This is a genomic window from Pseudoduganella sp. R-32 (genome assembly GCF_049913245.1).
Lineage (GTDB): Bacteria > Pseudomonadota > Gammaproteobacteria > Burkholderiales > Burkholderiaceae_D > Rugamonas.
Map to the genome: position 1 here is coordinate 2,667,180 of NZ_CP183987.1, position 21,603 is coordinate 2,688,782.

Here is a 21,603-nt window from a genome sequence, read left to right on the forward strand (position 1 = left end):
GGGTAGCAATTTGCTTAACCAATCGTCGCGCATATGGTCTGAACTTGAAAAACGGGAGCGCCAGGTCAGCAAGGGGCATGGCACGGGTTCGGTTTTCGACAGCATGGGACGGGCCATCAGCCCCGCGCCCCCATTCGGCATCGGCAATTTCGCAAGCCAGAGCTCACGCGTCGAGCGCGTCCAGCGCGCGCTGGAGCAGTCGGGTGACATGGCCAGAAGGATCATTGTCCAGCAACTGTCGGGCATCGACCTTTCGTCCATCTGGCACATTCTCATCGAAGTCTGTAAAGACATGGCCCTGTACTATGGCGGCTCGGTTGTCGCCGGCGCCACGGTCGGCGCTGTCGGCGGCGCGTTCTTTGGTGGAGTCGGAGCTTTGCCGGGTGCTGCAGCCGGCGCGGCGGTGGGCTCACAAGTCGGCGCCTGGGTGATGGCGCTCTTGGGACTGAAATCGCTGATTGAAGGCATGGTGACGGCAATTCCCGAAGCCATGGAGCACTATGAACGTGGTTTCCGTGAAGCCTGGGGGCCGCCGCCGCGGAATGAGCGAACCTGCAGTTACGCGCTAGCCGGGACGGAACAAGGAAACGTACGCCACGCAGCCTTTGAGTTCGCCAACGGCCACGTGATCATGATCATGGCCATCCTGATGGCGCTGCTGGCCTACTTCTCGCGGGGAAAAGGCAACAAAGCCCTGGCGTTGAAAGAAGTCCGTGAGAGCCCGCGCCTGGGACCAAAAGTGGCGCGCTGGATCGAGGAAAATGAAGAGAAGTTGAGCCGGCATCCGGCCTTACAATCACGCCGCAAAAATGCAGCGAGCGCGCTGGAGGAGCCTGCACCTGCGCCGCCGAAACGAAAACGTCCAACTGAGGAGCCAGAACCACGGCGCCCGGTAGGTATGCCTCAAAAGAAGGTTCCGTGTTTCAAGCCGAATGACCTGCCGCAAGGAAGCCTTCCCGAATTTGACCGCCAACTGGCGGGGCAGGAAGCGGGTTTGAACGCAATGACTGTCGAGGAATACATGGAAGGCCGCAAGGCGTTCACTGCAAAAGATGCAATTCGTGATCCCAAAGTGGCGAAACAGGCTCGTGAGGGGTACGAAAGGAGAATTGTGGAAGCACTTACCATCCAATTCCGCAAAATTGGATTGTCGGTAGGCGATGCTGAAACTAAGGCCATGCAAGAAGCAGCAACTAGAATGAAGGCGTTGGCAGCCTTACATAACCCCGACATGGTCGTAGCTGGACGGGATGTTATCAGCGATTTCGGTGATCGCAATATTAACTCGCGCATCGGTTCTCAATGGCGAAGCCGAGTTGGAACACTTGATGACGCAGCAAAAGAAGTGCCAATCTCGCAACGCACCGTTGCCAAAATGAATGTAAAGCTCGAACGATGCAAATAAGGGAATAAATTATGGATGAAGACTTTGAGTACTTCCTTGAGAAAATGGGGCCGGTGATGAATAAGCGCCATGTTCCACCATCAAGCATTGCTCGCTTTCGAGGAAAACTCCCTGATCAATTGCTGGCGTATTGGGAAGAACATGGCTGGTGTGGTTATGCAGAGGGTTTATTCTGGACCGTCGATCCGCAAGAGTACGAGCCTGTTCTCGAGGCATGGATCGGTGAAACGCCCCTCATGGAAAGGGATGCGTATCACGTCATTGCGCGGAGCGCCTTCGGTGAGCTCTACTTCTGGGGCGAACAAACGGGCAACACGCTGACGTTATTTGCGCCAGGGTCGTACTGCTTTCCTACCGAACCAGCTTTTCAGGAGCATGAGCTAGAGTTTGGTATGCGAGTTTTTTTCGGCATGCGGAAACGAAAGGACAACGACTTTGCTGAAATGTTCTCGCCAGCGTTGAAGAAATTAGGCCAGTTGAAGCACGATGAAATGTATGGTTTCGTTCCTGCGCTGGCGCTCGGAGGCCCATCGGAACTGCCGCATCTTCAAAAAGTAAAAGCCGTCGAGCACTTGGTTCTTCTTGCTCAACTCGCCCCATTGGAAGTGATGAGATCGCCTACGCTTACTGATTTCTAAAGTGATGGACGAATACTTCGAGTTCTTCTTGAAAAAAATGGGGCCTGCCATGCACAAGCGTTGCGTCCCAGCGCTGAGCATCGAACGCTTTCGAGGAAAACTCCCTGAACAATTGTTGGCATATTGGGAGGACCATGGATGGTGTGGTTACGCGGATGGTCTCTTCTGGACCGTAGATCCTCAAGAGTACGAGCCCGTACTGGAAGCCTGGATTGGTGACAGCCCATTCATGGAAAAGGACGCTTATCACATTATTGCGCGTGGCGCTTTTGGTGAGCTGTATTTTTGGGGCGAACGTACTTGCGACTCATTGAAAGTCTTTGCGCCGGGCTCCTATTGTTTTCCTCGTGAATCGGCATTCCAGCACGGAGATATGGAACGCGGCATGCGCGTCTTCTTCAGCAAGCGAGATCGTGAAGAAAATGATTTTGCTGACTTATTTGTGCCGGCCTCAGAAAAACTCGGGCCGCTAAAACACGATGAAATGTATGGTTTCGTCCCCGCATTAGCGCTGGGTGGCCCGTCGGAATTGTCGCATCTCCAAAAGGTTAAGGCTGTCGAGCACTTGGTGCTGCTGGCCCAACTCGCGCCATTGGAAGTAATGACCCCACCTTAGCTGATTGCGGGCACAGCGACCGAACAATAAAGTGATGGATGACGACTTTGAATTTTTCCTGGCACAGATGGGACCGGCGATTGAGCGGCGGCGTGTCTCAACAGCGAGCATGGCACGCTTCCGAGGAAAGCTCCCCGAGCAGCTATTGGCCTATTGGGAACAGCATGGCTGGTGTGGATACGCCGACGGATTGTTCTGGACCGTCGACCCCCAAGAGTATGAGCCGGTGTTGGAAGCATGGATCGGCGACACGCCATTTATGGAGAAGGACGCGTATCACATCATCGCGCGCAGTGCGTTTGGGAAGCTGTATTTTTGGGGAGAACGTACCGGAGACTCTCTGAAAGTGATAGCGCCTGGAGCGTATTGTTTCCCTCGTCAATCGCGCTTTCAGAATGGCAGACTCGAACTTGGCCTTCGCATGTTTTTCAGCAAACGGGATCGCGAAGAAAATGATATGGAGGGCCTTTTCTCTCCAGCGAGGGAGAAGCTAGGACAATTGAAGCATGATGAGATGTACGGCTTCGTTCCTGCACTGGCGCTGGGCGGCCCATCGGAACTGTCGCGTCTTCAAAAGGTGAAAGCCGTCGAGCACTTGGTCTTACTAGCCCAACTTGCGCCATTAGAAGTAATGACCCCGCCCTAATTGATTGTTGATGCAATGGACGAACATTTCGAATTATTTCTGGAGGAGATGGGGCCGGCGATTGATAAGCGGCCCGTTCCGCCATCGAGCATTGAACGATTCCGCGGTAAGCTCCCCAGCCAGTTGTTGGCTTACTGGGAGGAGCACGGCTGGTGCGGTTATGCAGACGGGCTTTTCTGGACGGTCGATCCCCAAGAGTATGAGCCTGTGCTGGACGCATGGATTGGCGATACCGAGTTCATCGAGAGGGATGCTTATCACATCATTGCGCGAAGCGCCTTCGGTGGGTTGTACTTCTGGGGCGAACGTACCTGCGACTCGCTAACTGTGTTCGCTCCGGGCACTTACTGCTTTCCTCACGAATCAATTTTCCAGAACGGGGATATAAACCTCGGCCTTCGCACGTTCTTCGGCGTGCGTGATCGCAATGAGAACGATTTTGATGACATGTTCTCCGGCGCCCGAAAAAAACTGGGTCAATTGAAGCACGATGAAATGTATGGATTCGTTCCGGCATTGGCGCTCGGCGGTCCTGCACCCTTGTCACACCTCAAGAAGGTTAAAGCGGTTGAGCATTTGGTGTTCCTCGCACAGCTCGCCCCATTGGAAGTGATGACGCCGCATTCGCTTGCTGATTTCTAAAATGACGGACGAACATTTCGAGTTCTTTCTTGAAAAAATGGGACCGGCAGTGCACAAGCGTTGCGTCCCAGCGCAGAGTGTCGAACGCTTTCGAGGAAAACTCCCTGATCAATTGCTGGCGTATTGGGAAGAGCATGGCTGGTGTGGCTATGCTGACGGCTTGTTCTGGACCGTCGATCCGTCTGAGTATCAACCGGTCCTGGAGGCGTGGATCGCCGGTACAGGCTTCATGGCGCAGGATGCGTATCACATCATCGCGCGGAGTGCATTTGGTGAGCTGTACTTTTGGGGCGAGCGTACTGGCGAGTCCCTCCGGTTGTTTGCGCCCGGTTCTTATTGCCTTCCCGTTGATCCGGTCTTTGAAGAGGATGAGCTGGAGCTCGGTGTGCGTGCGTTCTTCAGCGTGCGAGATCGCGAGGAGAATGACTTCGCGGGCATGTTTCTCCACGCATTGGAAAAGTTGGGGCATTTGAACCACGATGAAATGTATGGTTTCTCGCCAGCGTTGGCGCTGGGAGGGGCTTCGATGTTGAAGAATCTAAGGAAGGTAAAGGCTGTCGAGCACTTGGTATTACTTGCGCAGCTCGCCCCTTTGAGGCTGATTTCGTGAATGAAGACTTCGAGTACTTCCTTGAAAATATGGGGCCGGCGATAAGCAAACGCCGTGCTCCGCCATCAAGCCTCGCACGCTTCCAGGGAAAGCTCCCTGACCAGCTTTTGGCTTTCTGGGACGAGCATGGCTGGTGTGGTTATGCCGATGGCTTATTCTGGACCGTCGATCCTCAAGAGTACGAGCCGGTGTTGGAGGCATGGATCGGCGACACGCCGTTTATGGAAAGGGATGCGTATCACGTCATCGCTCGAAGCGCTTTCGGGAAGTTGTATTTATGGGGGGAGCAAACCGGAGACTCCTTAAAAGTGATGGCGCCTGGAGCTTATGGTTTTTCACGTGAATCGATTTTCCAGGGTAATAGGTTGGAGTTTGCGCTGCGTTTGTTTTTCAGTAATCGAGACCGCGAAGAGAACGATTTTGCAGACCTGTTTTCCCCTGCCTTGCGTAGGCTCGGTCAACTGAAACATGATGAGATGTACGGGTTTGTTCCGGCATTGGCGCTCGGCGGGGACCTGTCAGGAATTTTGTGTGCCGGGGTCGCGGTTTAGTTAATTGATCGCGTTGGTAAAACGTTCCCCAAACAGGATGGCAAACTGGTTGGCGGCCATCTTCCAAGTCCGCTGCGGCATCTTCCAATCTTTTTCAATATTGCGCAAGGCCAGGTACAGTAATTTCGTCGCTGCCTCGTCGCTCGGGAAGTGTCCGCGGTTCTTGACGATCTTCCGCAAACGCATGTGTAGGCTCTCAATGGCGTTCGTTGTGTAGATGATCGAGCGTACTTCCGGCGGGTATGCGAAGAACGGAATCACTTGCTCCCACTGGCGCCGCCACATGGCGACCACGGTGGGGAAACGCTGGCCCCAAGGGCCCTGTGCAAAGGCATCTAGCGCCGCTGCGGCTGCATCAGCGTTGGCAGCCTGGTAGATTGGCTTAAGCGCTGCTGCGAGCTCCTTACGATCCTTCCACGACGCCAGCGTCATCGAGTTGCGGATCAGGTGCACGATGCAGGTCTGGATATGTGCTTGCGGGAACACCGCTTCAATCGCTTCGGGGAAGCCGCGCAGGCCATCAACGACGGCGATCAGGATATCCTCCAGGCCACGGTTGCGCAGTTCGTTAAAGACCTTCAGCCAGAACTTGGCGCCTTCAGTTTGCTCAATCCACAGGCCCAGGACTTCTTTGCGACCATCGGCGCGAATGCCCAGCGCCAGGTACACTGCCTTGTTCTTGACGGTACCCTCGTCGCGGATCTTCAGGCGCAGCGCATCGAAATAGACAATTGGGTACATCGCTTCCAGCGGGCGCTGCTGCCATTGCGTCACTTCCTCCATCACTTCGCTGGTGATCGTGGAGATCAGGTCTGGCGACACCTCGGTGCCGTACAACTCCAGCAAATGGGCCTGGATTTCGCGTACCGTCATGCCACGGGCATACATGCCGATCACATGGTCATCAAAGCCCGGCATACGGCGCTGATGCTTGGCTACCAGCTTGGGTTCAAAGCTGGAAAGGCGGTCGCGCGGGATCTCCAGTTCCAGCTCGCCGCCCGGTGCCAGCACGGTCTTGCGGCTCTTACCATTGCGGTGATTTTTGGCGTCGCCTTCGGTGGCGAGATGGTGGGTCAGTTCGGCCGTCAGCATGCGCTCGGCGAGCATCTTCTTCAACTGGCCGGCAAGGCCCGATTCGCCGAGAATCGACTCGGCATCCTTGTTCTCCACCTGGGCCAGCAACTGGTCAATCAGTTCAACGGGAAACGGGTACTGCTTCTTGGTTTTTGGCTTCTTCGTGGTCATTACGTCGGTCATGGACAATCCCTTTCGGTATTATTTCATGACCCCGGTCTCACACTAAATTTCTGACAGGCTCCTCGGCGGTTCCTCGGCCTTGACACACCTCAAGAAGGTCAGGGCTGTTGAGCACTTGGTGCTGCTCGCGCAGCTAGCGCCCTTGCAAATCATGAACCCCGCAAATTGATCCAGTTTCCGCATTATCGGAATCCGATTTGGTGATTTTCGTAATTGCCGGGTAATCCTGTGCATTGGAGAATGCGCTTCCGATACTCTCCGGGAGACGACGCATGGGGTCTTTACTTAACGCTGGCCCGATTGGTGCAGGGATGGCGGCAATCATCATATGCGTGGGCGCGGTTGCTGCGCCCCAGGCACCTGGCTATGTGTGGGACAGCGTGGCAATTGGCGGCGGTGGATTTGTGTCCGCCGTCATTCCGAGCCGTAGCGAGGCTGGCGTTGTGTATGCCCGAACGGACGTCGGCGGCGCCTACCGCTGGGACAAGGGTGCTGGGCGCTGGATGCCGCTGCTGGACTGGCTGGGCGATGCAGATACTGGCCTGTTAGGCATCGATTCCCTGGCCGTTGACCCACACAATGCCGGCAAAGTCTACCTCCTGGCCGGCATCGGCTACTTGCAGAATGGCCGCACGGCGATCCTGCGTTCCAGCGATTACGGCAAGACCTGGGCCGTAACGGAGACCACTGGCCAGTTTAAAACGCATGGCAATGGCATGGGGCGCAATAACGGGGAGCGGCTGGCTGTCGATCCCGGCAACGGCAACGTGCTCTATGTCGGCACACGCTGGAATGGCCTGTTCAAGAGTACAGATGCCGGCGCTAGCTGGCGCCATATGGCGAGCCTGGATGTCAAATCTACTCCGAACGGTGCGGGCATCAGCTTTGTACTGCCGGACCCGGCCAGCGTGAAGGACGGCGCGGTGCGGCGCCTGTATGTTGGCGTATCGCGCTACGGCTCCGTCGGCCCGAACTTCTATCGCAGCGACGACGGCGGCGCAACCTTCACGCCAGTGCAGGGCGCTCCCGCCGCGCTGATGCCGCAACGGGCGGCACTCGATGGCGCAGCAGGCAAGCTTTACATCACGTTCGCGAACGGTGCTGGCCCGCATCCGAACGACAGGCAACCCGAGCCCATGGACCGCGGACAGGTCTGGCAATACGCCATCGCAACCGGCGCATGGAAGGACGTGACGCCAGCCGGTTTCACGGCGCCTTTCAGCGGTATCAGCGTCGATGCGAAGAACCCGCGCCGGCTCGCCGTATCCACCATCAGTACTTACCTGCCGCAGGGCGACGCCAAAGGGGACCGCCTGTTCGTCTCGAACGACGCCGGCAACAGCTGGACCGACCTCATTGCTCGTGGCTTTGAAAAGGACCTGCAAGGCGCGTCCTGGATGGCCGGGCATGGCATCCATTGGGCCAGCACGTTCGAATTCGATCCTTACGATTCAAAGGCAGCCTGGGTTACCTCCGGCAATGGCGTTTTCCGTACCGCCGATATCGATGCAAGGCCGGCGCGCTGGTCCTTCCATGTGCGGGGACTGGAGGAAACGGTTCCCCTGAATGCCATCAGCGTTCCGGGTGGGCCGCTGGTATCGGCACTGGGCGATATCGACGGCTTCCTACACGCGAATCCCGCCCGCTATTCGCCGATCCATATGCCGCAGATGGGCACGACGTTTGGCCTCGCCGTGGCCAGTGCCAGGCCTGGCGTGATGGCCCGAGTCGGCAAGGCGATGTACCTCACCACGGATGGCGGCTCACACTGGACGCAAACACGCTCGTTGAAGGGCGAGCAGGGCCAACTCGCCCTGTCGTCCGATGGTGCCGTCATGCTGCACGCTCCGCGCGGCAGCCGGGAGGTTTATCGCAGCAGCGATTCAGGGACTAGCTGGAGCGTCGTGCGCGGCCTGGCTGGCGCCAACCTGCGCCCGGTTGCCGATTCGGTTGCGTCGGGACTGTTTTATGCCTACGACAACGGGGTGATGCAGGTCAGTACCGACAGCGGCGTTTCATTTGCACCGCGTGCGCGGCTGGCTGCAGGCGGTTCGCGTGTGATCAGGGCTGCACCGGGCAGGGAAGGGGATATCTGGGTTCCGCTATACGGTGGCGGACTGGCGCGCTCCACGGATGCAGGTGCCAGCTTCGCGCCCTTGGCCGGCGTTACCTATTGCGCAGCCGTCGGCTTTGGCAAGGCTGCGCCGGGCGCCGATTATCCGGCGGTCTACATCTGGGGCAGTGTCGGCGGAGTGCGGGGCATCCACCGCTCGCTGGACGGCGGCACGACCTGGCAGCGCATCAACGACGACGCAAACCAGTTCGGCGGACCTGGCGATGGCCAATTCATCGTCGGCGACATGAACCGCTTCGGCGTGGTCTACATGAGCACTGCCGGACGCGGAATCATTTACGGCCTGCCAGCCGCGGGCAAGGGGGACCCGGTGTTGTAGCAAGTAGACACATGCGAGTAGGTCTATGGTTCGGAAATCCGGGCAATTGTTTGAAAACGTTTTCAGCTTTGGTGAATTTCATAATTGCGAACGCAAAAATAGCAAAGCAAACTCCAATCACTCAGTGGAAAACCACGAGATAGATAACTAAAAAAGGAGACTACAGCGTGAATCAGACTCACCTCAGGAAGACCGCTATTGCCCTCGCCGCGGCCCAGTTTGCACTGCTCACCGCCAGCACCGCGATGGCCCAGGTGGCGGGCGATGCGGCCCAGCCTTCGTCAGTCGTGGTGGTGACCGGCCAGCGGGCGGCACTGCAATCGGCACAGAACATCAAACGCAATTCAGACGAAATCGTCGACTCCATCGTCGCCGAAGACATTGGCAAGCTGCCGGACCGTTCCATCACCGAAGTGCTGCAGCGCGTAGTCGGCGTGGCGATCGACCGCACCATGGCGAAGGGCGACCCGGAACACTATTCGGTGGAAGGCTCCGGCGTGACTGTGCGCGGCCTGACCTATGTGCGTTCCGAGCTGAATGGGCGCGATTCCTTCTCCGCAAACGGCGGCCGTTCGCTGAATTTCGAAGACGTGCCCCCAGAACTGATGGCCGGTGTCGACGTGTACAAGAACCCGTCGGCAGAACAGATCGAAGGCTCGATCGGCGGCCTGGTCAACCTGCGCACCGCGCTACCCTTCGATTACAAAGGCTCCAAGGTCTCCCTGAGCGCCGACTACACGTACAATGAGCTGGGCGGCAAGAAGAAGCCGGGCGGCTCGATCCTGGCATCGGATCGCTGGAAAACGCCGATAGGAGAGTTTGGCGCGCTGGTCGACCTGGCATACTCGGAAAGCGCCACCCGCACCGACGCCTTCCAGGTCGAGCCTTATTATCCGCGCACCGACGTCGTCAACGGCAAGACGGTGTGGGTGCCGAAGGGCGCGCAGTGGCGCACCCTGGAATTCGACCGCAAGCGCGAGGGCTATTACGGCGCACTGCAATGGCAGAAGGATTCCACGCTGAAGTCGCACCTGACCTATTTCAAGTCCAAGTACCAGATGCAATGGGATGAGCGCGCGATCTTCTCACAGGCCAGCCCGTACAACATCCGCGTCAGCCCGGATGCCACCTACGGCCCTAACGGCAACCTGCTGACGGGTACCTTGACCGATCCGGCCGATGGCGGCATCAATTTTGGCGGCGACACCCGTACCGCCAACCGCAAGTCCGACACCACCGATATTGGCTGGAACGTCACATGGCGCCCGGCCAGCCGCTGGACCGTGAAGTCCGACCTGCAGTACATCAAGGCCAAGACCCGCAGCCTCGACTCCACCGTGGCGACCGGGATCCAGATGGCCAAGGAACAGGTCGACCTGAGCGGCGACGTCCCGCGCCTGATCTTCGACCAGTCCGACCTGGCTCACCTGGCCGACCCCAGGAATTACTACTGGGCCTTCACCATGGAGCACATGGATCGCTCCAAAGCCACCGGCAAGTCGTGGAAGGGCGATGCCATTTACGACTTCGAAGACCATCCCTTCCTGAAGGACATCCGCTTCGGCGTCCGCCTGTCCAACAAGGACTCGGTGACGATGAACTCCAACCCGAGCTACAACTGGTCGCCGATCACCCAGACTTGGCAACTTGGTGGAGACATCAAGCAGCTTGCTTACTTGGGCGACCCACGGTTCAGCGGCAATACCGAGGTGCATGCCTTCAATAACTTCTTCAACGAGAACATGCAGGTGCCATCGCTGGTGTTCCCGGCGGTCTCGCTGGCGAATGGTTATCCGGACAGCTATGCAGCGCTGCACAAATACCACGACATCCTGTGTACCGAAGCGCATAACGGCGACTCTTCCAGCTGCACCCCGTGGAAGGCCGCCACGTTCGGCACCGATCCGGCCGGCACCAACGTGCAGTCGGAAAAGACCAAGGCCTTCTATACCCAGGTGCGCTTCGGCTTCGATGAACTGAAGTACCCGATCGACGGCAACCTTGGCGTGCGCTATGTGAAGACCGACATGACCGCCCAGGGCTACGTCACCTTCAAGCCTGACTACACCATCCCAGCCGGTAACGTTGTGACTGGCCTGCCGTTTGCCCTGATCCCGGCCTACCAGGCAGCCCAGGACTTCGACAACAGCTACCACAACGTGCTACCTAGCCTGAACCTGCGCATGAAGGCCAGCGACAAGCTGCAATTCCGCTTCGGCTTTGCAGGTGCGATGTCGCGGCCGGACTTTGACCAGTTGCAGGCCTACACTTCGCTGTCGCAGAAGCTCGACATCACCAACAACGACGGCGTCACCACCATCAACAGCGTCAACCAGTCGGGCGAGGCCAAAGGCAACCCGCAACTGAAGCCGATCACCTCCAGGCAGACCGACCTGACAGCCGAATGGTACTTCTCGCCCGTGGGTTCGTTCACGGTGGCCGTGTTCAACAAGCAGCTCAAGGACGTGATCCTCAAGCAGTCCCTGGTCTACCAGATCCCTGACGTATCGGGCAACCTGCAGAACTTTGTCGTGACCGGTCCGGTGAACGGCGCCAAGGGCCACGCGCGCGGCATCGAACTGGCTTACCAGCAGTACTTCGACAAGCTGCCGGGCTGGATGTCCGGCATCGGCATGCAGGCCAACTACACCTACGTGGACAGCAAGCAGAAGCTGTACACCCCGGTGTTCTCGCCGTACTGCAGCGGCAGCAGCCAGGCCGCTGGCCTGAACACCAGCATGAATGGTTGCGACACCAACGGCCAGACCTTCAACGATTTGCCGCTGCCACTGCTGTCGAAGAATGCCTACAACATCGCACTGCTGTACGACAAAGGCCCATGGTCGGCCCGCGTGGCCTACAGCTGGCGTTCCAAGAACCTGCAGGCGATCGACGTGAACGGCACCAACGGCGGCGACGCCACCGACACCAATCCGGCCAGCCCGACTTTCGGCCAGCACGTGCTGCACTGGGCGCTTCCGACCTGGGCCGATTCCTTCGGCCAGCTGGATGCCTCGGTGTTCTACCAGATCAACGACAAGGCAACCATTGGCATTGAAGGCACCAACCTGACCGATGCCAAGTACCGCCAGTTGATGCAGCAGCACACCGGCATGATGGGGCGCGCATGGTTCGTTTCGGGCCCGCGCTACGCCGTCAAGCTGCGTTATTCGTTCTAATCACAGGAGAGAGAATGCGTTTTAAACCGATGCGAGCCGCGCTGTTGTGTGCCCTGGCGGCGGCCGGCAGTGCAGGCGCCGGCACCTTCGAACAAACAGCCCATGGCCTGGTGGTCAAACCGGACCGCGGCGCTGCGAAGGAAGTCCGCCTGGAGCTCATGGACGACAACATCATCCATGTGCTGAAACTGGACCAGGGCGGCAAGGCGCTGACGCCATCGCTGATGACGGTCGCCAAGCCATGCAGCTGCAGTTTCACTGTCCAGCGCAAGGGCGACACGGTAACCCTCCAGGCTAACAAGATTGCTGCTGCCGTGTCACTGGCGACCGGCAGCGTGCAATTTTCGGACGCGGGAGGCAAGCCGTTCCTGAGCCAGGCATCGGAATCCATTGAACCGATTGAAGTCGGCGGCAAGCCTTTCGTGGCGATCAAGCAGGGCTTCAACTACGGGACGAAAGACGCTTTCTACGGCCTGGGCCAGCACCAGAATGCCCAGATGAACCTGAACGGCGAAGACGTACTGCTGGCCCAGCACAATATGATCGCCTCCGTGCCCTTCGTGGTCTCGGACAAGAACTACGGCGTCCTGTGGGATAACAACGCCATCTCGCGCTTCGGCGACCCGCGTCCGTACGGCCCGCTGAAGCGCGACCTTAAACTGGTCGATGCCGAAGGCCAGGCGGGCGGACTGACCGCGCGCTACTACGTCGACGGCAAGCTGGCGCTGACTCGCCAGGAATCAGATATCGCTTATCAGTACCTGAAGGACGTTGCGGAAAACTGGCCGAAAGAACTCGGCCCAGTGAAAAACCTGAAAGATGTCAAGGTGGTATGGGAGGGCACGCTGTCCAGCGACAAGCCGGGCGTGCACAAGATGCAGCTGTACGCGTCCGATTACGCCACGCTGACCATCGATGGCAAGCAGGTGATGGATGTGTGGCGTCAGGGCTGGAATCCGTGGTACCACAACTTCGAACTCAAGTTCGCCAAAGACAAGCCGGTCAAGCTGAAGCTGGAATGGAAGCCATCCGGCGGCATGGTGGCCATGACGCACAGCGACCCCATGCCGGATCGCGAGCGCCATTCGCTGACGCTGTCCTCGGAAATCGCACAAGGCATCGACTACTACGTGATCCGCGGCACGAATATGGATTCCGTGATCGGCGGCTATCGCCAGTTGACCGGCCAGGCGCCCATGATGCCGAAATGGGCTTATGGCTTCTGGCAATCGCGCCAGCGCTACGAAACCCAACAGCAGCTGCTCGACACCCTGCACGAATACCGCAGGCGCCAATGGCCGCTGGATAATATCGTGCAGGACTGGTTCTACTGGCCGGAAAACGCCTGGGGCTCGCACGACTTCGATAAGACCCGCTTCCCGGACCCGAAAGGCATGGTGGACGAAGTGCACCGCCAGCATGCGCGCATCATGATCTCCATCTGGGGCAAGTACTACGACACGACCGACAACTACAAGGAGTTCGCGTCCAAAGGCCATATGTGGACGAAGAACGTTGAGGACGGAGCGCTGGACTGGGTTGGTCCTGGCTATAAGAACAGTCACTACAGCCCCTATGCGCAAGAGGCGCGCGACATCTACTACCGCCAAATGAAGCACAAGCTGGTGGACCTGGGCTTTGACGCGTGGTGGATGGATAATACCGAGCCGGACGTGCTGTCCAACACGCGCCCCGATGATTTCAAGAAGCTGATCGGCCCGACCATTTACGGCCCGGGCGAGGTCACCTTCAATCCGTATAGCCTGGTGCATACCCAAGGCATGTATGAAGGCCTGAAGCGCGACCAGCCCGACAAGCGCCAGTTCATCTTGTCGCGTTCCGGTTTTGCCGGCATCCAGCGCAATGCCACGGCCGTGTGGAGCGGGGACGTGGCCAGCCGCTGGAATAACCTGTACGACCAGATTGCCTCGGGCGTGAACATGTCGATGTCAGGCATCCCGAACTGGACGCACGACATCGGCGGCTACGCCCAGGAGAACCGATACCAGTACGGCGACGTGGGTTCGGCGCAGGAGAATCGCGGGACCGGCGGCGGCAAGATCGATCCCGCCGACCTGAAGGAATGGCAAGAGCTGAACCTGCGCTGGTTCCAGTTCGGAGCCTTCTCGCCGCTATTCCGTTCGCACGGCGAAGTGGTCAAGCGCGAGATCTACAATATCGCGCCGGAAGGCTCGGAGATGCGCGACTCGATGGTGTCGTACCTGAAACTGCGCTACCGCCTGATGCCCTATATCTACGCGACCGCGTCGGACACCTATCACAAGTCCGGCACCATCATGCGCGGCATGGTCATGGATTTTCCGCATGACGAGCGTGTGAAGGACATCAAGGACCAATACCTGTTTGGCCACGACTTCCTGGTCGCCCCGGTGACCAGCTACGGCGCCCGTGAACGCAGTGTCTATCTACCCAAGGGGGCGTCGTGGTATGACTTCGACACCGGGGCAGTGCATCAAGGCGGCTCGACCATCACAGCGGCCGCGCCGGCCTCGCGCATCCCGCTGTTCGTGAAAGCTGGCGCGATCGTTCCTACGGTGCCGGTGCAGCAGTATGTGGACCAGCAACCGGATGCGCCGGTTACCTTGAAGGTCTACACGGGGGCCGACGGGGACTTTTCGCTGTACGAAGACGATGGCGTCAGCAACGGCTATACGCGCGGCGAATACAGCCGCATTCCGCTACGTTACGACGCGAAGACCGGTGTCGTAACGATCGGTAAGCGGGAAGGGCAGTATCCAGGCATGGTGGCGGCGCGCAAGTTCAAGGTTCACTTCATCAAGCCGGGCACCTCGACCTCCGGTAGCCTCGATGTTGCCGACAAAGAGGTCACTTACGACGGAAAGGAAGTCGCAATCAAGCCATGATGAGCGCGCGGCCCTGCTTTTAGGGATTCCCCGGCTTTAATTGGGATTTGGGCCGCGCTACCGAATACATCTCCCAAGTGATCTTCTCCAGCAGGGCGAGTTTGTTCTCGCCCTCTTTGTAGAGGTCAAAATGCGTTTTGCCGGAGACGAAGCGGAAGTCCGATTTTGCGTTCAGGCCTTCCATCACCGCTTGCAGGCGACGGGCCGAACCATCCAGGTAGAAAGTGTCGGCGGTACCCACGATCAGGTGAATCTTTCCATCGAGGTCGGCCTTCAGTGCAGGCCAATCGCGCTTCATGCGGTGGGCAATGTCGAAATTCTCCCGCCAATAAGCGACTACGGCGGGATCGACGTTGCCCGTGTCGCGGTCGAACATGGGCTGCGGCGCTCCGGCATGGCCGCGCGGCGAGAACACCCATTCCATTGAGGCGAGTTGGCCGCCATAGCTGCCCAGCACGCGTTCCAGCTTGGCGAACTGCTCAAACGTGCCAAGGACCTTGTCGTGGTCACGCACCAGCGGATAGGCGCTGCCATCGGTCTTGCGGAAGACATTGGCCTGCGGTGCGTACAAGTCTACACCGGTGAAATCGTGGAAGTCCGACGGGTCCGGCGACGTGGACCAGGTTCCGCCGAACAGTTTTGGATAGCGCGTCTGCAGCCAGAGGGTTGCCCAGCCACCCGACGAGTGGCCGTTCAGAAGGCGTCCATTGGCGTTGGCATCCATGCGGTAGTTTGACTCCAGCTGAGGAATCAGCTCGGACGTCAGCGCCTGGCCCCAAGGGCCATTATTCACAGAGTCTGCAAATTCGTGCGTGCCGGTGGGGCTCGATTCATCCAGCAGCACCCAGATCATGGGCGGCGTTTTCCCGCTTGCCATGCCTTTAAAGATGTCCGCCATGATCGGCACCAGGTAGGCGGCATTGCCGCCAAAGCCGTGGGTGAAATAAACCGTAGGATAGGTCTCCTTCGCTTTCATGTCATAGCCAGGCGGGGTCAGGACCCAGCCATCCATTTTGACAGGGCGGCCCCAGAAAGCGCTCAGGGCAGGGCTGGTGAACGCGATAGGCTGGGCGTGCGGACGGGCTGCATCCAGCGCCGCGCGCTCCTCGGCGGAAGCGGACTCCCGCGTCCACGGATCGGTTGCGGGCAGGGCTCGGGCCAAGTGGATCGTGGGTGCTTCCTTGGTTGGCAGGTGCACCTTGACGACGTCGCTGACCAGATCGCCCGCGCCACGCCCTGTGTAGTTGTAGCTGTGATCCACGTCAAGCACCGCCTGAACGTAATAGTCGCCGGGAGGCAATTGCGAGTATGGATGCGGGAAAGCGATGTCGTCTCCGTCAATGCCTACGTTTTCTCCTGGGTGGAGGCGGCCAACTTCCCGCGCCGTGACAGCAGTTTCAGTTGCAGCAAAGGGATCGGCATCTACTACCGTCACTGCATTGGACTTTTGCTTGGACTTCTCCAGCGCGTTCGCTTCGGCGGATTTGGCCTCTCTCGCAAACACCAGCAGCCGACCTTGGGTGGCAGGGCTGGCGGCGGCATCCAGTTGGACCTTGATGAACTGCCGGTCTGGCGTGGCGGCGGCCTGCACGTTTGCTGCGCTGGCCAGCATCAGAAGGAGGGAGAGTGTCGAAATCTTCAAGCAGCTATGCATGGCGGCCTTTCAAAGAAATGGAAACACGAGAGTATCAGGATCAGCGGGAAACGCAACGAAGCCATAATTTCGTAGAACGATGCCGCTCCATCTTCCGCATCAACAAACAATGTGATTCCGCCGACATTTTGTGATGCGCGCCAGACGCGCTCCCCGCTGCATGGCGGCAGACTGAAGCCACCCCGTTGGTGGCAAATCGGGCTTGCTCTGTTTCGCAAGCCTTTCTTGAAGCAGGGTGCGATGGTGTTCTTAAGCCTTGCCGTAGGCTTTATGCGGGTGCTGTGCGGGTGTGGGAGCTTTCTTTGCCCCACCTTTCTTTGCAGGTGCATGGGGAGTCTTCTTTGCCGCTGACTTGGCTGGTGCGTTGGCCGGAGTCGCTTCGACCGTCATGGCTTTTGCAGCCGGCATTGAATGCACCGGCGCTCGCTTAGGTGGTGCCTTTCGAGCTGTTGGTGACAGGTGACGCACTTCCACTTTTCGTGAATCTATCTGTTGAGTCGCTTCTGCCTTTGTTAATTCAGCAGGAATTGGCTCGACCACCAAGCGTAACTGCATTGCGCCAAGAACTCGGGCGATAGTTTCCATGCGTGGCTGGCTGTTCTGGCGCAACGCCTTGTACAGCGCCTCCCGGGTAATACCAGCGCTTTTGGCAATTTCAGTCATGCCGCGAGCGCGGGCAATGTCACCGATTGCGGACGCGAGAAACGCTGCATCGCCTGTTGCCAGGGCTTCGTTAATATAAACAGCGGCGGCCTCCTCGCTGGTGAGGTATTCCGCAGGGTCGAAGTCCTCCAGGCCCAGACCGTCAAGGTCGGACACAGTAATATTTTGATCGGACATACATTTCTCCTTGCTTACCTTATTGTGCTATGTGAGTGAACTTAGTGTGTGCTTAAGTGGCACTATCTTTGTACGGACTTTGATGTCGATTTTGCGCCCGGTCTCGCCGCTGCGTTCGCGGCTGCCCGTTTCTTCAATTCTTTAAACATCGTTTTTGCGTCATCAATGTCGGCTTGTTGCCCTTTTTTTGTGCCGCCTGCGAGCAGAATGATTACTTGGCCGGCGAGCTCGCCGAAGTAGACCCGATACCCAGGCCCATGGTCGACCCTAATCTCACTGACCCCTTCTCCAACCGGTGCGACGTCGCCGAGACCCCTTTCCAACTTCTCGACGTTGGACGCAACGATCGCCGCTGTCTTGACATCCTTGATGCTGGCCATCCAGTCCCGATACTTTTGCGTGCTTTTGATAGCCTTCATAGGCATCTCGTGTAATCATTCGATTACATTCATTGTAATCACTCGATTACGGCAACGCAATCGAATAATCATGCGCTGCGGGAGTATTGCGAAGTCGCGGACTTAATGAAGTGTCCCAAGTTGCGGAACGTCGTTGCCTGTAATCTGCAATTAACAAGACGCCAAAAGAAATCTCATATCTGTTGTTACGCATTCCCAACCGGCATATATTGTGTCAAATATGCAATTTCCGGAGAGGAGGGCAGATCATGACTGTAGCTGAACATCAGCGGTTGCAAAGAGCTTGACATGAAAAAGGCAGCCATTTGGCTGCCCTCAACTGGTGTGACGCTTACTGCTTAACCCCAGCCGTACCACGCATCGCGCAGTTCGCCAACTTTGACGTCGGTTAGCTTGCTCTGTTTCGCGAGCCATTCCTGGACCAGGGTGCGATGGTGTTCTTCAACCTTGCCGTAGGCTTTGTTCGAAACGACAATGCCACCGAAATCATCGTTGTAGCCGCCGCCAAAGGCGAGGCCGTTTGGCTCGATTGCTTCGTCGAGGAATTGATGGATCAACGCATTGTGTTCAGCCAAGGTCAGTTTGCCCACAATCTGTGCTTCCACGAGGAAGCCGAGTTCCTGGAACTCACCGAGGTGTTTTTTCTTGAGTTGGCGTTTGTTGTAGCGGCGGGATGCGGTCATGGTGGATCGTGGTCAAAAAAAATTGGGCTGGTGGTCATCTATTACCGCCAACCCATCAGTCAGGCTTACCTCACAATTCCAAAGTCAGCAGCCTTGATCTTCACCATGCGACCATCCGGGTGGTACCAAACCACACCTTCCATCACATTCTTGGTCAAGTAAGACTTCAGGCCATCGAAATCACGAGGGCAATCAACAAGTACATCTTTGCCGTGAGGTACCAGCAGGTGTTCAGATAACCGTTCAGGATTTGCGCCATGGCGGGTGCCGACCGTAGGACCGCAGAATTCGTACGTCCCATCAGGCAGGCCTTCTTTTACGGCCGCCATGATCCTCTTCAAGTTCTTGCCTTCCACCTTGACCCAGCCCGGCCAGTGACCGGTTTCGGGATCGGGTTGTGGTTGAGCAGGCTCAAAGCCGGCGGGAGGGGTGCGTCCTGTTTTCGCGTCGTAGCGTACAAAGATCACGCCATCTTTCAACCGCACAGCCAAGCCATCCCATTTACGGGTTGCGTAGCCGGTACCTTCGGTGACCCATTCGGATCCCGGGACGACTTCGTTTCGAACTTGACGATTTCCGTCGTAGTTACGCTGAAACAACGACTTAATCTTAATCATTTGCTGCTCCTAGGTAGTTGGTAAGGTTTCGATTCCGGCCCCATCCACACTAGGTACTTCTACTACTGCATTACTACTGCACATCAGGATCAAAGTCGCACGACCAAGTTCCAAAGCACATTGGCGGAAGCGGTGAGATTCGAACTCACGAACGGGATTAACCGTCGGCAGTTTTCAAGACTGCTGCCTTCAACCACTCGGCCACGCTTCCGGAGGGCTGGATTATACATTCCCGGAGCGGATCACGCCAAGAATCGTGCAGTTCGTCGCAAATTCCCGCGCCGGGATGCCTGCGCCGGTATAGTCGGCCCACGATTAAAACCCTGGGGGACCGAATGAAACTGCATGCCATCGCTTTTGCCACAATGACCTTGACCTTGGGTGCTGCCATGGCCGCTCCGATCGAGGTGAGCGTGGCGCCTTCAAAGCCGCTGATCGAGCAGGGCAAAGGCCAGCAATTGCTGAACATAGACTTCCTGATCAAGAATGACAGCCAGGACAAGGTCGAATTGAGCGAAGTCGAAGTATCCGTGCTAGGCGACGCCGGCAAGCTGGTGGCGCAATATCGCGTAGGCGCCAATGGCCGCAGCGTGCTGGTGGTGCCGAACCGTTTTATTGAGCCGGGCAAGTCGGAGCTGGTCTTCAATCCCCTGTATGCATTCCCTCAGGAGCTCGATTTGTCGCGCCTGCGCTATACCTTCAAGTTCGACGTAGGCGACGATACCAAATACACAGTCGAAATCCCGGTGGCGCCAACTTCCTACAAGCCGAAAGCGCAGCTGCAACTGCCCGTTGCCGGGCCGGTCCTGGTGCATGACGGACACGATTTTTACGGCCACCATCGCCGCCTGCCGTTGCTGGACCCGATGGCGCAGGCGCTGAAATGGAAGCGCAACTTCATGCGTTACAGCTATGACTTCGTGGCCACCGATGACCAGGGGCGCATGTTCAAGGGCGATGGATCGCGCAATGAGGATTGGTATGGCTGGGGCCAACCGATCCTGGCACCGGCTGGCGGGAAGGTAATCCGCGCCGTCGGCACAATCCCGGACAATGCCAAAGGCAAGGGGCCGTCGTTTGGCAAGGAGCAGTTCATCGCTGATCCGAGCATCATGTGGGGCAACCATGTGGAGATCGAACATGGCAACGGCGAAATCAGCTTGCTGGCCCATATGAAGCAGGGCAGTGTGGCGGTCAAGGCCGGTGATACCGTGAAGGCTGGCCAGAAGGTCGGCGAAATGGGCTTTTCCGGCGATGCCTTCCTGGTTCACCTGCACTATGACCTGAAAAACGCGCCGGGCTTCGATGCCGATGCGCTGCCATCGCCGTTCAATAACTTCGAACGCTTGATAGGCAAGAACTGGCTCAAGGTCAAGCAAGGCCAGGTCGATAGCGGCGATATGGTGCGCCGCCTGCCGTAAGCCTTAGCGGATGCGCCGGGTGGTTTCGCGCACCACCAGCTCCACCGGTGGGATGGTGCCTTCCACTTCCTCGCTGTTGATGAGGCCGAGCATCGATTGCACGGCCGACTGTCCGATCACGTACAGCGGCTGGCGGATGGTGGTCAGCGGCGGCGTGGTGTAGGAGGAGCCGGGCAAATCGTCGAAGCCGACCAGCGAGATGTCGTCAGGTACGCGAATGCCTTTGCGATACAGGAAAAGCCGCGCGCCGTAAGCCGTCTGGTCATTCACCGCGAAGACGGCGGTAAAGGGATGGCCGCCGTCGAACAGTCGATTCATGGCCAACAGGCCGCCGGCCTCCTGCAGGTCGCCTTCCACCACCAGCGCCGGATCGAAATCGATGTCGGCTTCTTTCAGCGCGCGTTTGTAGCCGGCCAAGCGCTCGACCGAGTCGCGGTTCTCGCCCGGCCCGGCCAGGTGGGCAATGCGGCGATGGCCCATCTCGATCAGGTGGCGTACTGCCAGCCAGGCGCCGTGTTCATTATCGAGCGCGAAGCCGATGGCGCGGTTGGTGCGCAATACGCGGCCCAGCGAGACGATAGGACGCTGGGCGGCGAAGCCCAGCACTGCTGCGTCGGTCATGCGGCCGGTCAGCAGGATGATCCCGTCCACTTTGCGCGCCAGCAGCAGGCGGATGCGCTCCGCTTCCTCGTCGGCGTTCCAGTGGCCGCTGACGATCACCGAGGCGTAGCCGGTGCCTTTCAGGCCATCGTCCACGCCGTGCAGGATCTCGTCGAAGAAGGGGGAGGCGATATCCTGCACCACGATCCCGATCGTCATCGTGCGTCCGTGCTTCAGGCTTTGCGCCATCTGGTTGGGGGCAAAATTCAGTTCGCTGATCGCGGCCAGCACGGCCTGCCGTTTATCGTCGGCGACCTTGGCGGTGCCGTTCAAAATACGCGATACAGTGCTGGGGGAAACGCCCGCACGGCGGGCGACGTCGGTCAGCGTGGCGGGCGATGGGGCAGTGGAGTGGTCGTTCAAAGGATTTCTCATTCTGAAAAGCTTTTCAAACGGAGATTACCATAGAACACGACAGTAACTTTAA

At 58.2% G+C, this 21,603-nt stretch carries 19 protein-coding genes and 1 tRNA gene; 12 read left to right on the top strand and 8 right to left on the bottom strand.

All coding sequences use genetic code 11. From position 1 onward, the window contains the following. The first annotated feature begins 10 nt into the window (after positions 1–10). Genes ACN9MU_RS12230 through ACN9MU_RS12260 form a run of 7 tightly spaced genes read left to right on the top strand, consistent with a single transcriptional unit; the run spans position 11 to position 5,108 of the window. On the top strand, positions 11–1,405 hold the full coding sequence (locus tag ACN9MU_RS12230; RefSeq protein ID WP_426344642.1) for a DUF6861 domain-containing protein: 1,395 nt from the start codon (positions 11–13) through the stop codon (positions 1,403–1,405). Between the two features lie 11 nt (positions 1,406–1,416). After that, entirely contained in the window at positions 1,417–2,043 is a 627-nt protein-coding gene (locus ACN9MU_RS12235; RefSeq protein ID WP_426170928.1) for a GAD-like domain-containing protein, read from the top strand. 4 nt (positions 2,044–2,047) lie between these two features. Further along, positions 2,048–2,659 carry a GAD-like domain-containing protein gene (locus ACN9MU_RS12240; protein WP_426344643.1) on the top strand — a complete coding sequence of 204 codons (612 nt, stop codon included), beginning with the start codon at positions 2,048–2,050 and terminating at the stop codon, positions 2,657–2,659. Positions 2,660–2,693: 34 nt separating this feature from the next. Beyond that, positions 2,694–3,305 (top strand): GAD-like domain-containing protein, encoded by a 612-nt coding sequence (locus ACN9MU_RS12245; RefSeq protein WP_426344644.1) that lies wholly within the window; start codon positions 2,694–2,696, stop codon positions 3,303–3,305. Between the two features lie 15 nt (positions 3,306–3,320). Further along, on the top strand, positions 3,321–3,947 hold the full coding sequence (locus tag ACN9MU_RS12250; protein ID WP_426170931.1) for a GAD-like domain-containing protein: 627 nt from the start codon (positions 3,321–3,323) through the stop codon (positions 3,945–3,947). Between the two features lies 1 nt (position 3,948). Continuing rightward, a complete protein-coding gene (locus ACN9MU_RS12255) occupies positions 3,949–4,557 on the top strand; it encodes a GAD-like domain-containing protein (protein WP_426170932.1) in 609 nt (202 codons plus the stop codon). Next, the gene (locus ACN9MU_RS12260) at positions 4,554–5,108 is read left to right on the top strand and encodes a GAD-like domain-containing protein (RefSeq protein ID WP_426344645.1); all 555 of its coding nucleotides are present in this window, start codon (positions 4,554–4,556) and stop codon (positions 5,106–5,108) included. The genes ACN9MU_RS12255 and ACN9MU_RS12260 overlap by 4 nt, the downstream gene beginning before the upstream one ends. Here the strand turns inward: ACN9MU_RS12260 and ACN9MU_RS12265 are convergent, their stop codons facing one another. Then, complete coding sequence (locus tag ACN9MU_RS12265; protein WP_426344881.1) at positions 5,109–6,353, bottom strand: IS256 family transposase; 1,245 nt, start codon at positions 6,351–6,353, stop codon at positions 5,109–5,111. A gap of 91 nt (positions 6,354–6,444) precedes the next feature. Between ACN9MU_RS12265 and ACN9MU_RS12270 the strand changes: the two genes are divergently transcribed. From ACN9MU_RS12270 to ACN9MU_RS12285, 4 genes are all read left to right on the top strand, one after another. Further along, positions 6,445–6,534, top strand: a complete 90-nt coding sequence (locus tag ACN9MU_RS12270; RefSeq protein WP_426344646.1) for a hypothetical protein — start codon at positions 6,445–6,447, stop codon at positions 6,532–6,534. Positions 6,535–6,676: 142 nt separating this feature from the next. Beyond that, complete coding sequence (locus ACN9MU_RS12275) at positions 6,677–8,818, top strand: exo-alpha-sialidase (RefSeq protein ID WP_426344647.1); 2,142 nt, start codon at positions 6,677–6,679, stop codon at positions 8,816–8,818. 167 nt (positions 8,819–8,985) lie between these two features. Further along, positions 8,986–11,997, top strand: coding sequence for a TonB-dependent receptor (locus tag ACN9MU_RS12280; RefSeq protein ID WP_426344648.1), 3,012 nt, complete (start codon positions 8,986–8,988; stop codon positions 11,995–11,997). 14 nt (positions 11,998–12,011) lie between these two features. Continuing rightward, on the top strand, positions 12,012–14,882 hold the full coding sequence (locus ACN9MU_RS12285) for a TIM-barrel domain-containing protein (RefSeq protein ID WP_426344649.1): 2,871 nt from the start codon (positions 12,012–12,014) through the stop codon (positions 14,880–14,882). A 19-nt stretch (positions 14,883–14,901) separates the two neighbouring features. On the opposite strand, the gene ACN9MU_RS12290 is transcribed toward ACN9MU_RS12285, so the two are convergent. From ACN9MU_RS12290 to ACN9MU_RS12315, 6 genes are all read right to left on the bottom strand, one after another. Continuing rightward, positions 14,902–16,524 carry an alpha/beta hydrolase gene (locus tag ACN9MU_RS12290; protein WP_426344650.1) on the bottom strand — a complete coding sequence of 541 codons (1,623 nt, stop codon included), beginning with the start codon at positions 16,522–16,524 and terminating at the stop codon, positions 14,902–14,904. Between the two features lie 261 nt (positions 16,525–16,785). Beyond that, positions 16,786–17,376, bottom strand: coding sequence for an addiction module antidote protein (locus tag ACN9MU_RS12295; RefSeq protein ID WP_426170942.1), 591 nt, complete (start codon positions 17,374–17,376; stop codon positions 16,786–16,788). Between the two features lie 62 nt (positions 17,377–17,438). Next, a complete protein-coding gene (locus ACN9MU_RS12300) occupies positions 17,439–17,795 on the bottom strand; it encodes a type II toxin-antitoxin system RelE/ParE family toxin (protein ID WP_426344651.1) in 357 nt (118 codons plus the stop codon). A gap of 338 nt (positions 17,796–18,133) precedes the next feature. Next, positions 18,134–18,478: a YggL family protein gene (locus ACN9MU_RS12305; RefSeq protein ID WP_426344652.1), complete on the bottom strand. Its 345-nt coding sequence runs from the start codon at positions 18,476–18,478 to the stop codon at positions 18,134–18,136. Between the two features lie 65 nt (positions 18,479–18,543). Further along, the gene (locus tag ACN9MU_RS12310) at positions 18,544–19,095 is read right to left on the bottom strand and encodes a hypothetical protein (RefSeq protein ID WP_426170947.1); all 552 of its coding nucleotides are present in this window, start codon (positions 19,093–19,095) and stop codon (positions 18,544–18,546) included. A gap of 121 nt (positions 19,096–19,216) precedes the next feature. Next, positions 19,217–19,306, bottom strand: a tRNA-Ser gene (locus tag ACN9MU_RS12315). A gap of 124 nt (positions 19,307–19,430) precedes the next feature. On the opposite strand from ACN9MU_RS12315, the gene ACN9MU_RS12320 reads away from it, so the two are divergent. Further along, complete coding sequence (locus tag ACN9MU_RS12320; protein WP_426344653.1) at positions 19,431–20,516, top strand: M23 family metallopeptidase; 1,086 nt, start codon at positions 19,431–19,433, stop codon at positions 20,514–20,516. 3 nt (positions 20,517–20,519) lie between these two features. On the opposite strand, the gene ACN9MU_RS12325 is transcribed toward ACN9MU_RS12320, so the two are convergent. Next, on the bottom strand, positions 20,520–21,539 hold the full coding sequence (locus ACN9MU_RS12325) for a LacI family DNA-binding transcriptional regulator (RefSeq protein WP_426344654.1): 1,020 nt from the start codon (positions 21,537–21,539) through the stop codon (positions 20,520–20,522). Between the last annotated feature and the right edge of the window lie 64 nt (positions 21,540–21,603).